Annotated in this window: 10 protein-coding genes and 1 pseudogene; 2 read left to right on the top strand and 9 right to left on the bottom strand. The window is 73.2% G+C overall.

Features of this window, described 5'->3' with window-relative positions; genetic code table 11:
• Positions 1–465: 465 nt before the first annotated feature.
• From ACFYY6_RS30440 to ACFYY6_RS30420, 5 genes and pseudogenes are all read right to left on the bottom strand, one after another.
• A pseudogene (locus tag ACFYY6_RS30440) lies at positions 466–860 on the bottom strand (helix-turn-helix domain-containing protein); the annotation flags it as partial.
• Between the two features lie 43 nt (positions 861–903).
• On the bottom strand, positions 904–1713 hold the full coding sequence (proC, locus tag ACFYY6_RS30435; RefSeq protein WP_073789669.1) for a pyrroline-5-carboxylate reductase: 810 nt from the start codon (positions 1711–1713) through the stop codon (positions 904–906).
• 112 nt (positions 1714–1825) lie between these two features.
• Positions 1826–2656 (bottom strand): class I SAM-dependent methyltransferase, encoded by an 831-nt coding sequence (locus ACFYY6_RS30430; protein ID WP_351518874.1) that lies wholly within the window; start codon positions 2654–2656, stop codon positions 1826–1828.
• A 213-nt stretch (positions 2657–2869) separates the two neighbouring features.
• Positions 2870–3442 (bottom strand): hypothetical protein, encoded by a 573-nt coding sequence (locus ACFYY6_RS30425; protein ID WP_351518873.1) that lies wholly within the window; start codon positions 3440–3442, stop codon positions 2870–2872.
• Between the two features lie 120 nt (positions 3443–3562).
• Complete coding sequence (locus ACFYY6_RS30420) at positions 3563–3892, bottom strand: SH3 domain-containing protein (RefSeq protein ID WP_351518871.1); 330 nt, start codon at positions 3890–3892, stop codon at positions 3563–3565.
• A gap of 151 nt (positions 3893–4043) precedes the next feature.
• Here ACFYY6_RS30420 and ACFYY6_RS30415 point away from each other — a divergent pair, with 151 nt between their 5' ends.
• Complete coding sequence (locus tag ACFYY6_RS30415; RefSeq protein ID WP_389196600.1) at positions 4044–6368, top strand: PQQ-binding-like beta-propeller repeat protein; 2325 nt, start codon at positions 4044–4046, stop codon at positions 6366–6368.
• Between the two features lie 69 nt (positions 6369–6437).
• Here ACFYY6_RS30415 and ilvD read toward each other — a convergent pair whose 3' ends face one another.
• From ilvD to ACFYY6_RS30400, 3 genes are all read right to left on the bottom strand, one after another.
• The gene (gene ilvD / locus ACFYY6_RS30410) at positions 6438–8288 is read right to left on the bottom strand and encodes a dihydroxy-acid dehydratase (protein ID WP_389196608.1); all 1851 of its coding nucleotides are present in this window, start codon (positions 8286–8288) and stop codon (positions 6438–6440) included.
• Between the two features lie 112 nt (positions 8289–8400).
• Complete coding sequence (locus ACFYY6_RS30405) at positions 8401–9234, bottom strand: sugar phosphate isomerase/epimerase (RefSeq protein ID WP_073789661.1); 834 nt, start codon at positions 9232–9234, stop codon at positions 8401–8403.
• A gap of 248 nt (positions 9235–9482) precedes the next feature.
• Positions 9483–10532: a Ppx/GppA phosphatase family protein gene (locus ACFYY6_RS30400; protein ID WP_351518865.1), complete on the bottom strand. Its 1050-nt coding sequence runs from the start codon at positions 10530–10532 to the stop codon at positions 9483–9485.
• 40 nt (positions 10533–10572) lie between these two features.
• Here ACFYY6_RS30400 and ACFYY6_RS30395 point away from each other — a divergent pair, with 40 nt between their 5' ends.
• Positions 10573–11466, top strand: coding sequence for a hypothetical protein (locus ACFYY6_RS30395; protein ID WP_389196598.1), 894 nt, complete (start codon positions 10573–10575; stop codon positions 11464–11466).
• 150 nt (positions 11467–11616) lie between these two features.
• On the opposite strand, the gene ACFYY6_RS30390 is transcribed toward ACFYY6_RS30395, so the two are convergent.
• The gene (locus ACFYY6_RS30390; protein ID WP_389196596.1) at positions 11617–13554 is read right to left on the bottom strand and encodes a hypothetical protein; all 1938 of its coding nucleotides are present in this window, start codon (positions 13552–13554) and stop codon (positions 11617–11619) included.
• Between the last annotated feature and the right edge of the window lie 273 nt (positions 13555–13827).

Genomic DNA, 13827 nt, shown 5'->3' with positions numbered 1-13827 from the left:
ACTTTTGGCACGCTGTTGAGTTCTCAAGGAACGGACGCTTCCTTTGTACTCACCCCGACCTTCCGGTCCAGGCTTTCCTCCGGGCTTTCCCTTCGGTCTTGCGTTTCCGACTCTATCAGACTCTTTCGTGTCCGATTCCCGGTCGAAGCGGGTTCGCCTTCCGGGTCCCACGCTTTCGCGCTTTTCCCTTTCGGCGGTTCCGACTCTATCAGATCCTTTCGGGCCTGATTCCCAGTCAGCGGGATTTGCGTTCAGGGCCGTCGGGCCCTTCCGGCGAGCGAGACTTTAGCGGAATCACAGGCCTCGACGCTAATCGGGGTCGCGTTCCTCGGAACGCGGATTCCTCATTTCACACATACACACAATCGGCATGACAACAGGCGTCGTCGGCCGAAAGTGGATACTGCGGAATGGCTGTCCGGGGACCGACCGGGTCGGCGCTCGCGTCGGACAACTCGGAGCACCTTACGGATGTGGGCGAGCCGTGTCAACCTCCGGCTGGTCAAGGGTGCGGAGGAAGGCCCGGCGGTAGTCACGGGGGCTGGTGGAGAGGTGGGTCGCGAAGTGCTGGCGCATGGTGATCTCACTGCCGAATCCGGAGCAGAGGGTTCCCTCGGGCAGGGGCGGGTCCGTCTGTTCCAGCGGCTTCCGGGTGGCGGCTGCGCGTTGGGTGATCAGCCAGCGGAGCGGGCTGGTGCCCGTGGTGGCCCTGGAAGTGACGGGCGAAGGAGCCGCGGGGACATGCCGGCGCGGGCGGCCGGGGTGGCGACCGTTCGGGGTTCGGCCGGGTGGGCCAAGGCGTGGTCCCGCACCGGGGCGAGGGTGCCGGCGTCCCGGTCGGCGCGGGGCGTGGGGTGCTCATCGAGGCGGCCGGACACCCGTCGGCCATCGGCTGACCCGGGTTCAGCCGTTGCCCGAGGCGAGTTCGCGGCTGCGGTCGCGGGCGGCTTCGAGGGCGGCGATGAGCGCGGCGCGGACGCCGTGGTTCTCCAGCTCGCGGATGGCGCTGATGGTGGTGCCGGCCGGGCTGGTGACGGCCTCGCGGAGCTTGACCGGGTGCTCGCCGCTGTCGCGGAGCATCACGGCAGCGCCGATGGCGGCCTGGACGATCAGTTCGTGGGCCTGGGCGCGGGGCAGGCCCAGCAGGATTCCGGCGTCGGTCATCGCCTCGACGAGGAAGTAGAAGTACGCGGGGCCCGAGCCGGAGAGGGCGGTGGCCGCGTCCTGCTGGGACTCCGGCACGCGCAGGGTCTTGCCGACACCGCCGAAGATCGCCTCGGCGGCGGCGAGGTGTTCGGTGGTGGCGTGGCTGCCCGCGGAGATGACGGACATGCCCTCGTCGACGAGGACGGGGGTGTTCGGCATGACGCGGACGACGGGGGTGTTCGCGGCGAGGCGGTCCTCGATGAACGCGGTGGTGATGCCTGCGGCGGCGCTGATGACCAGGCGGTCGGCGGTGACGTGCGCGGCCAGTTCGTCGAGCAGCCGGCCCATGTCCTGGGGCTTCACCGCGAGGATGAGGATGTCGGCGCGCTTGGCCGCCTCGGCGTTGCCGACGGAGTCGACGCCGTAGCGGTCGTGCAGTTCCCGGGCGCGTTCGGAGCGGCGGGTGGTGACCAGCAGGTCCGCCGGACGCCAGCCCGCCCGGATCATGCCGCTGAGGAGGGCCTCTCCGATCTTGCCGGTGCCGAGGACGGCGACTGTCTGGGTCATGTGGTTCACCCTCCGGGCTGTGCTCGCGATCTCGTCGCGTTCGTTCGTCGGTGCGCGGTGGTCGGTGGTCGTGGTGGTGCTGGCGTCATCCTCGCACCGTGGAGAGGAGTCGCTACTGGCGGATCGCCACGACCAGCTCGACCACGTAGCTCTCCTCGACCGTGCCGTCCGGGAAGAGCTCCGACAGCCGCTCGCGCTCCTCGCGGAGGAACCGCCGCGCGGCCTCGTCGCCGAGAACGAGGAAGGCGGAGTGGGTACCGAGGTTGGCGAGGTGGGTGTCGAGGGAGACCGTCCGGGCCCAGGGCACCGAGCGGTGCACCTGGCCGAACTCGGGAAGCAGGCGCGGGGAGTGGTCCGGCGAACCGTGGGCGCTCCTGTCCGCGCCGAAGAAGCGGCGCAGGCGGACATCCTGCTCGGCGATCCACGGGACGGAGCGGTCGGAGACGTTCCACCAGAGGGCGAGCGCGCCGCCGGGACGCAGAACGCGCAGGGCCTCGGCGGCGGACAGGCCCGGGTCCGTCCAGTGCCAGGACTGGGCGTACGTGATCAGGTCGGCGCAGGCCGTGGCGAGAGGCAGGCGGTTGCCGTCGCCGCGCACGACCGGGACGCGCGGGAGCGTCCGGTGCAGTTGGCCCGCCATACCGGGGCCCGGTTCGACGGCGAGGACCTGGGCGCCCCGGTCGAGGAGCAGCCGGGTGGCGATGCCGGTGCCCGCGCCCACGTCGATCGTGCGGGCTCCGCGCAGGGGACGCCCGGCCAGTTCCTCGACGGCGTCGAAGAGGGCGGGCGGATATCCGGGGCGGGCCGCGGCGTACCGGGCGGCGGCCCGGTCGAAGGAGAGCGCGCGGGACGGGGCGGAGTCCTCGGCGGCGCCTGCCGGAGTGCCCCCGGCTGCACCTGCGGACCTGTCTGCGGGGGTGCGTGCGGTGTCGGAAGACGGCATGGGGGAATCCTGGTCCATCCTGGCTTCGCCCGCCGGGTTTTTGCCGGGGCCGGTCCGACTCCGTGCCGGGGCCGGTCCGACTCCGTGCCGGGGCCGGTCCGACTCCGTGCCGGGGCCGGTCCGACTCCGTGCGGGCCCGTTCCTGTGCCGGCGCCGGTCTGTTTCCCGGCCGGGCCGGTCCGTTCCTGTACCGGGACCGAGTCCGTGAGCGGGCTACCTCCGCTTCGGGCGCTTGCCCTTGGCGCCCTTGCGGACGGCCGGGTTTCCGGTACGGGCCGAGCGGCGCTTCGCGTAGCGGGCCAGGGCCTCCTCGTACTCCGTGCGGCGCAGCCGCTCGCCCGGCGCCTCCATGAACGTACGGAGGAAGTAGGCGAGCAGTGAGCCGGTGAAGCCGATCGTCTTCAGTCCGCGCAGGCTCGCCTCGCGCGCCGGGTCGGCGGGCCGTCGGCCGAATCCCTCCCAGGTCTTGCGGAAGGCGATGGCGCTGCAGATCGCGAACATCACGATCACCAGAACGCCGACGACGTTGCCGACGTCGGCGATCTCCAGCCCCTGGTAGGCGAAGCGGAGCACGAAGCAGGCGGCGGCCGTGGCGGCGAGCGAGCCGACCGCCGCCCCGACGCGGCGCAGCCCGTAGCCCCCGTCGTGGTCGACCCAGGTCGTACCGAAGAAGGGCAGGGGCTCGGGCTGCGGGCCGGGCGCGGTTGACGCCGTGGAACGGGGCTGCTCGGCGCCGCCGGACCTGGCGGCGGCGTCGGCGCCGGGGGCTTCGCTGTTGTCGCTCACGGAATCGATTATCCCCGGGCCGTTCCCGCCCCGGCCGTCCCCGGGGTGTTCCCAGGGCCTTCCCGTCCCGGCCAGGCCGTTGCCGCCGTCGTGTCCGTGCTCGCCGTCAGCGGTCGGTGGTCAGTCGCAGCGGGGGGCGATGTAGCCGTCGCTGCCCGTGCGCACGTAGGCGTCCGACACGAATTGGCCGTTGGCGATGTTGTCCCAGATGTTCGAGGTGCCGTACGGGCCGGTGACGCGCTCCCCCACCTTCTGGCAGTAGACCGGGACCTTCATTCCGTACGGGAGCGTCCGGACGATGCCGTACTGGGTGCCCGGCCCCCTGCGGACGTTGACGCGGTACCCGGGTGCGATCGGGTAGCGGGGGACGTCGTCGCCCGCGAGCGTCGCCACGTCCTCGGCCGCGCCCTCCGCCACGGCGTCCGTGCTCGTCCCGGTGTGTTCTTCCATGTGCTCTTCCATGGCCGTGCGGCCCTCCCCCGTCGAGAATCGATGTGTACGACGTGTACGACGCGCAGGCTACAAGCCCCCACCGTCTTCGCACGCACCATCGACTAGGCTCCGTGCGTCGCGCTCGCGGACGAACACACGGGGGTGGGCGATGCCGCCGCTGCGAGATGCCGGTACGGATCCGGAAGCGGAACATCCGGAGTACGCCGGCCAGTACCGCCTTGAAGCACGTCTCGGCGCGGGCGGCATGGGCGTGGTGCACCTGGCGCGCTCCGCCTCGGGACTTCAGCTCGCGGTCAAGGTGGTGCACGAGCACTACTCCGCGGATCCCGAGTTCAGGGCGCGCTTCCGGCAGGAGGTCGGGGCGGCACGGCGGGTCAGCGGGGCGTTCACCGCACCGGTCGTCGATGCCGATCCGGATGCCGCACGGCCCTGGATGGCCACGTTGTACGTGCCCGGCCCCACGCTCTCGGACCAGGTGAAGCGGAACGGTCCGATGGCCCCCGCCGAACTGCGCAGGCTGACGGCGGGGCTGGCCGAGGCGCTGCGCGACATCCACCGGGCCGGGGTGATCCACCGCGACCTCAAGCCGAGCAATGTCCTGCTCTCCGACTCCGGGCCCAAGGTCATCGACTTCGGGATCTCCCGCCCGTACGACAGCGATCTGCGCACCGAGACGGGCAAGCTGATCGGCTCGCCGCCGTACATGGCGCCCGAGCAGTTCCAGCGGCCGCGCGAGGTCGGGCCCGCCGCCGACGTGTTCGCGCTGGGGTCCGTGCTCGTCCACGCGGCGACCGGCCGGGGGCCCTTCGACTCCGACAGCCCCTACATCGTGGCCTACCAGGTGGTGCACGACGAGGCCGATCTTGCGGGGGTGCCCGGGGACCTGGCCCCGTTGATCGCCCGGTGCCTGGCGAAGGACCCCGCGCAGCGGCCCACTCCGGACGAGGTCATGACGGAGCTGCGTCCTCCCTCGTACGAGGCCGCCGCGTTCGTGCCGACACAGCGGCGTCGTACGGAACGCCCTCCGAAAGAGGCGGCGGCGGCGCGGGAGAGCGCCGGGGCCGCGGGCGTGGGCGCGTGGGCCAAGGCCGGCGACGCCGGGGCGGGCACGGAGGCCGACACGCATGTGAGTGCGCGTACGGCCGGGCGGGACTCCGACGCGACCGTCGGCGGCGGCAGGCGGTGGCGGTGGCCGGTGGTCGCCGCCACGCTGGTCGCCCTCGGCGCCGGTGGGGTGTGGGCGTACGCCGCGACGGGCGGCTCGGGCGGGGCCGGTGGCCGGGCGAAGGCGGCGGTCTCCGTGTCCGCGCCGTGGCGGACCTCGCTCCCGGCCACGGGTGGTTCCACCCCGGTCTGCCACGCGTACGCGGCACAGCGCACGGGAGCCGCGGAGAACGGGGAGAACGCGGAGCACACCGGAGCCGCCGGAGACGCAGGGAAGGCCGCCGAGGGGACGTCCGGCCCGGCCGCCGCGCTGTACTGCGCCGCGGCCGGCGTCGCGGTCGCCCGGCTGGACCCCGGGGACGGCCGGGTGCTGTGGTCCCGTCGCTCCTCCGGAACCGGCCCGGCAGCCTCCGTGGTGTCGGTCTCCGGCGGTCTGGTGCACACGGCGGTGCCGGGCCGGAAGGTACGCGCGTACGACCCCGCGAAGGGCGAGCGGGTCTGGGAGGCGGACCTCTCCCCGTACCTCGGCGTCCCCTTCGCCGCGGGCGACACCCTGCTGCTGACCGCCGAGGACGGCACGACCGAGGCACTCGACTCCGCGACCGGCGTCTCCCGCTGGCGGCGCGCCGTCCCGGGCCACCAGCGGCCCGACTATGCGCTCTACGACGGCGGGCCGGGGCTGGCCTACGCCTTCGAGCACTCGGCCGACGGGGCGACCACGCTCGTCACCGCCGTCGACGCGAAATCGGGGCGCGCGGCGTGGCAGCGCCGGCTGGACGGCATGCTCACTCCGGTGGGGACCGCGGACGGTGCGCTCGTCCTGACGACGATGAACGAGGACGCCCAGACGGTCGGGCTCGTCCGCTACGACCCGGAGCGGCGGCGCGTCACGCGGGTGGAACTGCCGTTCCGGATGAACGAACCGGAGGCCGTGGTGGGCGGGGACACCGCCTATCTGCTGGCCCGGGGCGGAACCCTGGTCGCCGTCGATCTGCGTCCGGACGGTGGCGGAACGATTCGCTGGCAGCTGGAGACCGCGGCGGGGCGGACGTCGGCGCCCGTCCTCGCCGCCGGGGACGGGAGCGGTCGGCCGGACCGGCTGTACTTCTCGGCGGCCGACGGGCGACTGCTCGCCGTGGACACCGAGCACGGGAAGCTGCTGGGGCAGACGGGGCCCCGGCTGCGGAACGGCACGCTCACGTACGCGTCGGAGCTGCCCGCGCCCGTCGCCGTGGGCCGTGCGGTGTTCGGTACCGCGCCGGACGGGTCCGTGTTCGCCGTCGACGGCGAGGACCCCGCTCACTGGTGAGAGCGGGGTCCTCGGGAGCCCTGCGCGCGTGTGCGTACACGCGGGCGTGGCTACGCGTACGGTGCCGGGTCAGCCGAGCATGGACACGTCGCGCACCGCGCCCCGGTCCGCGCTGGTCGCCATCGCCGCGTAGGCCCGCAGCGCGGCGCTGACCTTGCGGTCCCGGTTCTTCGGCGTGTACGCGCCGTTCAGCGCCTCGCGGCGGACGGCCAGCTCGGCCTCGGGGACGAGGAGCTCGATCGACCGGTTCGGGATGTCGATCCGGATCCGGTCGCCGTCCTCGACGAACGCGATCGTGCCGCCGGACGCGGCCTCCGGCGACGCGTGCCCGATGGACAGGCCCGACGTGCCGCCGGAGAAGCGGCCGTCGGTCACCAGGGCGCAGCTCTTGCCGAGGCCGCGGCCCTTGAGGAAGGACGTCGGGTAGAGCATCTCCTGCATGCCGGGGCCGCCGCGCGGGCCCTCGTAGCGGATGACGACGACGTCGCCCTCCTTGATTTCCTTGCGGAGGATCTTGTCGACGGCCTCCTCCTGCGATTCGCAGACGACGGCCGGGCCCTCGAAGGTCCAGATCGACTCGTCGACGCCCGCCGTCTTCACGACGCAGCCGTCCACGGCGAGGTTCCCCTTGAGGACCGCGAGGCCGCCGTCCTCGGAGTACGCGTGCGCCAGGTCGCGGATGCAGCCGCCGACCGCGTCCAGGTCGAGGGTCTCCCAGCGCTCGGACTGCGAGAAGGCGGTCGCGGAACGGACGCATCCGGGGGCCGCGTGCCACAGCTCGACGGCCTCGGGGGACGGGGAGCCGCCGCGGACGTCCCAGTCCTTCAGCCACTGGGCGAGGGAGTCGGAGTGGACCGCGTGCACGTCCTCGTTGAGCAGGCCGCCGCGGTGCAGTTCGCCGAGGATCGCGGGGATGCCGCCCGCCCGGTGCACGTCCTCCATGTAGTACGTGCCGCCGGGGGCGACGTTGGGCGCGACCTTCGAGAGGCACGGGACCCGGCGCGAGACCGCGTCGATGTCGGTCAGGTCGTAGTCCAGCTCGGCCTCCTGGGCGGCGGCGAGCAGGTGCAGGATCGTGTTGGTGGAGCCGCCCATGGCGATGTCGAGCGCCATGGCGTTCTCGAACGCGGCACGGGTGCCGATGGAGCGGGGCAGGACCGACGCGTCGTCCTGCTCGTAGTGGCGCTTGGTGATCTCGACGACCGTGCGGCCGGCCTCCTCGTACAGCGCCCTGCGGGCGGTGTGCGTGGCGAGGACGGAGCCGTTGCCGGGGAGGGAGAGGCCGAGGGCCTCGGTCAGGCAGTTCATCGAGTTGGCGGTGAACATGCCGGAACAGCTGCCGCAGGTGGGGCAGGCGTTCTCCTCGATGCGGAGGATGTCCTCGTCCGAGACGTTCTCGTTCACGGCGTCGCTGATCGCGTTGATCAGGTCGAGCTTGCGGACCGTGCCGTCGACGAGGGTGGCCTTGCCGGCCTCCATCGGGCCGCCGGACACGAAGACCGTCGGGATGTTGAGACGCATCGCGGCCATCAGCATGCCGGGGGTGATCTTGTCGCAGTTGGAGATGCAGATCAGTGCGTCCGCGCAGTGCGCCTCGACCATGTACTCGACGGAGTCGGCGATCAGGTCGCGGGAGGGGAGGCTGTACAGCATTCCGCCGTGTCCCATCGCGATGCCGTCGTCGACCGCGATCGTGTTGAACTCCCGCGGCACGGCACCCGCGGCGCGGATGGCCTCGGAGACGATCCGGCCGACCGGGGCCAGGTGGGTGTGGCCGGGGACGAACTCGGTGAAGGAGTTGGCGACCGCGATGATCGGCTTGCCGATGTCCTCGCTCGCTACGCCCGAGGCCCGCATAAGGGCGCGGGCGCCCGCCATGTTGCGGCCATGGGTGACAGTGCGGGACCTCAGCTGGGGCATCGTCTCTCGCTCCTTCGACATGAAAAGACTGTTTCCGAGCCTACGCCCACGGCTCCAAGATCTGGACACTCTGTCCGGTATGCGGGACGGGATGCTCAGTGCCCGGACCGGTTCACGGGCGGTGGCGCGGCACCTCGGTCGAGGAGGACGCCAGGTGGAGCCGGGTGAAGGCGAGCGCCTCCGCCAGGTCGGCCTCGCGTTCGGCGGAGGACATCGCGCGGCGGGTGTTGACCTCGATGACGACGTGGCCGCCGAAGCCGTTGCGGGCCAGACGCTCCAGGAGTTCGGCGCAGGGCTGGTCGCCGCGTCCGGGCACCAGGTGCTCGTCCTTGTTGGAGCCCTTGCCGTCGGCGAGATGGACATGGGCGAGCCGGTCGCCCATTCGTTCGACCATGGCCATGCCGTCCGTGCGGGCCGTCGCGGTGTGCGAGAGGTCCACGGTGAAGTGGCGGTAGTCGTCGTTGGTGACGTTCCAGTCGGGGGCGTACGCGAGCATCTCGCGGTCCCGGTACCGCCACGGGTACATGTTCTCGACGGCGAACCGGACATCGGTCTCGTCCGCCATGCGCCAGATCCCGGTGACGAAGTCACGCGCGTATCCGCGCTGCCAGCGGAACGGGGGGTGGACGACGACGGTCGTCGCCCCCAGCCTCTCCGCCGCGGCGCGGGCGCGCTGGAGCTTCACCCACGGATCGGTGGACCAGACGCGCTGCGTGATCAGCAGACAGGGCGCGTGGACGGCGAGGATCGGTACCCCGTGGTGGTCCGAGAGCCGCCGCAATGCCTCGATGTCCTGGCTGACGGGGTCGGTCCACACCATGACCTCGACACCGTCGTAACCGAGACGCCCGGCGATCTCGAAGGCCGTCGCCGTCGACTCCGGGTAGACGGAGGCGGTGGACAGGGCGACCTTCGCATCGGGGACGCGCACCACTGGTTCTGCCACTGGGACAGCGTACGGGCACGGGTACGCGCCGCCGAGAGCTCTCGGCGGAAAGTGACGAGGTCCATGGGAAGCGGTGCGGCCCACCCGGCCGCTCGGCCCACCCGGCCGCCACGCGGCCCACGCGGCCGCCAGGGCCGACAGAGCCGACGGGCCCGGCACCCGGGCCCCTCGCCCGCCCCGGACCCGGTACCAGCCGCCGGCCACCGGTCCGGACCGGCCCGCTCGGCTCCCGGTCCGGGGCGGGCCGCCTACCCGGCCTCCGAACCCGGATCGCCCTCGGACGGGATCAGCCGGAGTCCGGGCTCGCCGCTCCCCGCCGGGCTCGTCCCCCGGCGCGACTCGCCCCCGGTCCGGCCCAGCGCGGCCCGTTCCGCCGGCAGATGGTCCAGTCGGCGCAGGATGACGCCCTCGCGCAGCGCCCACGGGCAGATCTCCAGCTCGTCGACGCCGAACAGGTCCATGGCCCCCTCCGCCACCAGTGCCCCGGCGAGCAGCTGCCGGGCCCGGCCCTCGGAGACCCCGGGCAGCGTGACGCGCTGTTCGACGGTCATCTCCGCGAGTCGCGGCACCCACTCCTCCAGCGCCTTGCGGGTGAGCCCCCGCTGGATGTACAGGCCGTCGGTGGAGCGTGCGGCGCCCGCGATCCTGGCGAGCTGCTTGAAGGTCTTGGACGTGGCCACGACGTGGTCCGGACGCCCGAGCCGGTTGAACTCCCCCACGCTCCGGGCGATGCCGGCCCGTACGTGGCGGCGCAGGGCCTTCACGGCCGCCGGGTCCGGCGGATCGCCCGGCAGCCATCCGGCGGTCAGCCGGCCCGCCCCGAGCGGCAGCGACACCGCCGCGTCCGGTTCCTCGTCGACGCCGAACGCGACCTCCAGCGAGCCGCCCCCGATGTCCAGGACCAGCAGCCGTCCCGCCGACCAGCCGAACCAGCGGCGCACGGCGAGGAAGGTGAGCCGCGCCTCCTCCGATCCGCTGAGCACGGCGAGGTCGACGCCCGTCTCCTCCCGCACCCGGGCCAGCACCCGGTCCGCATTGCTCGCCTCCCGCACCGCGGACGTGGCGAACGGCAGGACGTCCTCGCACCCCTTGTCCTCGGCGGCCTGGAGGGCGTCGGTGATCGTGGCCACCAGCCGGTCCACGCCCCTGGGGCCGATCGCCCCGTCGTCGTCGAGGAGTTCGGCCAGGCGTAGCTCCGCCTTGTGCGAGTGCGCCGGCAGCGGGCGGGCGCCGGGGTGCGCGTCCACCACCAAAAGATGCACTGTGTTCGAACCCACGTCGAGGACTCCGAGTCTCATACCAGGAACGCTACCGGCAGCGCGGACTTACCCTTGGCGCGTGCCAAAGACGAAAAAGGCGAAGCCGGACAAAAACGCGAAGAGCAAGAACGCGAAGAAGCAGGACACGGAGCGGCAGGAATCGAAGCAGGAGATGCGGCGGCAGGAAGTGGACGGGCCGGGCCGGTCCGGGGACGAGGTCGGACTCGACTTCGCCCGCGCCTGGGTCGAGTTTCCCGACCCCGCCGACGACGAGCAGGTCTTCCGCTGCGACCTGACCTGGCTGACCTCCAGGTGGACCTGCGTCTTCGGCAGTGGTTGCCAGGGCATCCAGGCGGGCCGCGCGGACGACGGGTGCTGCACGCTGGGCGCGCACTTCTCCGACGAGGAGGACGAGGAGCGCGTGGCGGGCCACGTCGAGCGGCTGACCCCCGAGCTGTGGCAGTTCCACGACGTCGGCACGGCGACGGGCTGGGTCCAGGTCGACGACGACGGGGAACGCCAGACGCGGCGCTGGAAGGGTTCGTGCATCTTCCAGAACCGTCCGGGCTTCGCCGCGGGCGCGGGCTGCTCGCTGCACATCCTGGCGCTGCGGGAGGGCCGGGAGCCCCTGGAGACCAAGCCGGACGTCTGCTGGCAGCTGCCGATCCGGCGCACGTACGAGTGGATCGACCGGCCCGACGACACGCGCGTGCTCCAGGTGTCCATCGGTGAGTACGACCGCCGGGGCTGGGGGCCGGGCGGTCACGACCTGCACTGGTGGTGCACCTCGGCGACATCGGCGCACGGCGCCGGGAAGCCGGTGTACGTCTCGTACCGCCCGGAGCTGACCGAGCTGATGGGCAAGGAGGGCTACGAGCGGCTCGTGGAGCTGTGCGAGGAGCGGATGGCCTCGCTGCTGCCGATGGCCCCGCACCCGGCGGACCCGGCGGATCACCCGGCCGATCGGGCCTGAGCGGGACGAGAGGGGCCGGACGGGCCCGGACGGGACCGGAGAGGCGGCCGGGGCGGAGGAACGGCTGAGGGCCGGCCGGGGCGGGGGAACAGCTGGGGCCGGCCGGGGCGGGGTTCGTCCCGGCCCGCCCGGGACCGTCCCGCTCCGTCCTCAGCGCCTCCGTGCGGAGCCGTCCGGTTCGATGGACGGCGCCGTACCGGTCGGCTCCGGGGTCGGCTCTGGATCGGTGGGTGCCGGTTCCGTCGGTGACGGCGCGGGGTCGGTCGGCGTGGGAGTCGGGTCGGTCGGCCGCGTGGGCTCCGGCGAGGATGTGGGCTGCCACGGGGGTACGGACGGGCCGGGGCCGGGCACACCCGGGCGGGCCGGACCCCCGGGCGACGGCACCGTCGCACCGTTCCCCCGGATGGCCACGACGGAGCCCGAGGGAACGAGGGCGACGCGCGCGCTCCACCGTCCGGCGGGTTCGCGCGAGCGGTCCACCAGGACCCGTACGGTGACGCTCTCGCCCGCGGCGAGCGTGCCCGAGGAGTTGCTGAGGCGCAGCCACGGCACGTCCGCGCGGGCCGACCAGGCGACCGGGGCGCCGCCCGCGGCGGTCAGGCGGATCAGGGTGGTGGCCCCGTACGAACGGGCCTCGACGGTGAGCCCGTCGGCCGCACCGGGCACCCGGCCCGCGCCGATCACCTCGGCCGAGACGTCCGCCGCGCGGCCCGCGCCGGAACCGGGACCGGGCCGGGCGTTCCCCGCGTTCTCGTAGTGGTCGCGCGGGTCGTCGAACTCGTGGCGGAGGTCCGCTTCGGTCGCCGCGACCGAGGAGCCCTCGTGCCCCTCGCCGGTCAGCGGGGCACTGCGGTAGGCGGTCCACAGCGCGATCACCGGGGCGGCGACGACCGTGGCCACCACCGTCGTCGTCACGACCCTGGCCCGCAGCCGGTCCCGGCGCGCGGCGTGGTCCTTCGGGTGAAGGGGGAAGCCCGCCCGGTCGAACCGGGGCCCGCCGGACCGGTTCCGCCGGGCGTGGACCATCGCCACGTACGCGGAGGGCCGCGGCGCGGGCACGACCGGCAGCGCGGTGGCCTGGGCGACGTCCGCGCCCGGCCAGGGGCCGTCGGCACCGACCCGCTCGGCGGCCCGGCGGCAACGGGGGCAGTCGTCGACGTGCCGGACGAGTTCCCGGCGCAGGGTCGCCGAGAGCAGGACGCGATGACCCCCGGTGAGCCGCGCGACGGTGGGGCAGTTGCCGGACTCGACGACGGCGAGGGCGGCGCGGGTGCGCTCCACCTCGCACGCGGCGGCGGCCAGGAGTTCGCGGGCGGCCGTCGGTTCGAGCCCCAGCACGGAGGCGACGGCGCGCGGGCCGAGGCGGTGGCGCACGGCGAGTTCGAGCGCCTCGCGCTGCTCGGGCGTGGTCCCCGCCGCCTCGGGCCAGGCCAGCTGGGCGAGTTCGCGACGGTGTGCCTCGGCGGCGGCCTCGGATTCGGCGGCGCGCTCCCGGACCGTCGGCGCACCACCCGGCACGAAGGGGGTGCGAGCGGGGTCGAGGTCGAAGCGGGATGCGGCGTCGGGGGCGGAGGCGGGGACCGTCGTGACGACGGCGGGGGGCGTACGGCGCCCGGCGCGCGCCCCTTGGGCGGTCGGGCCGTCCGGCTGCTTGCCCGGGGGGCCGGCCGCCCGCTTCGCCTCCCGCCTCCCCTCCCGTCCGCGTTTGGCCTCCTGCTCGGCCGACTGCCTCGCGGACGACTTCCCCAGCCGGTGGTGATGCCCCCGGCGGCCCTGCTTCCGCTCGGTGAGCATGCGCAGGCACATCCACCTGGCCAGCGCGTACAGCCAGGATTTACGTTCCTCCTCCCCCTCGGGGCACCGCCCCTCCTGGCGTTCCGCGATCGCCAGCACACCGCCGAGCGCCTCCGTGGCGGCGTCGTGGTCGCAGAGCACGGAGAGGCAGTAGGTGAACAGGCCGTCGAGATGCGGCTCGCAGCGCACCGGGAGCCGCTGCGGCACAGGCTGCGTCGAGGAGTGGGGCGCACGATGTCGCGACCGGTGTGCGCCGGTGGTGTGCGTGGGGGGCTCCAGCCTGCTGCTCGTCATCCGGTGACCGTAGGCAGCGGACAGCACGCCTTTGGCGCCCCTTCAGCACATTTAACCCTTACGGGTGAACGTATCGCTCAAAAGGGGACAGGAATTCAGGATTCAACCCTGATCCACCTCCTTTCCGCCCCGATCCGGCCGTGTTCCGGTATCGATCCAGCCGCGATCCGGCCCCGATCCGACGCACCGGAATCCGACATTCCGCCGGATGTGGCAGCGGCACAGATGGGCGCACGCCCGCGCTCACCGCCGTTCCCGAACGGTGCCCGACGG

Origin of the sequence: Streptomyces sp. NPDC001750 (genome assembly GCF_042892615.1) — a bacterium.
Classification (GTDB): domain Bacteria; phylum Actinomycetota; class Actinomycetes; order Streptomycetales; family Streptomycetaceae; genus Streptomyces.
Note: the sequence above shows the minus strand (reverse complement) of the source record. Positions and strands in the feature narration are given on the sequence as shown.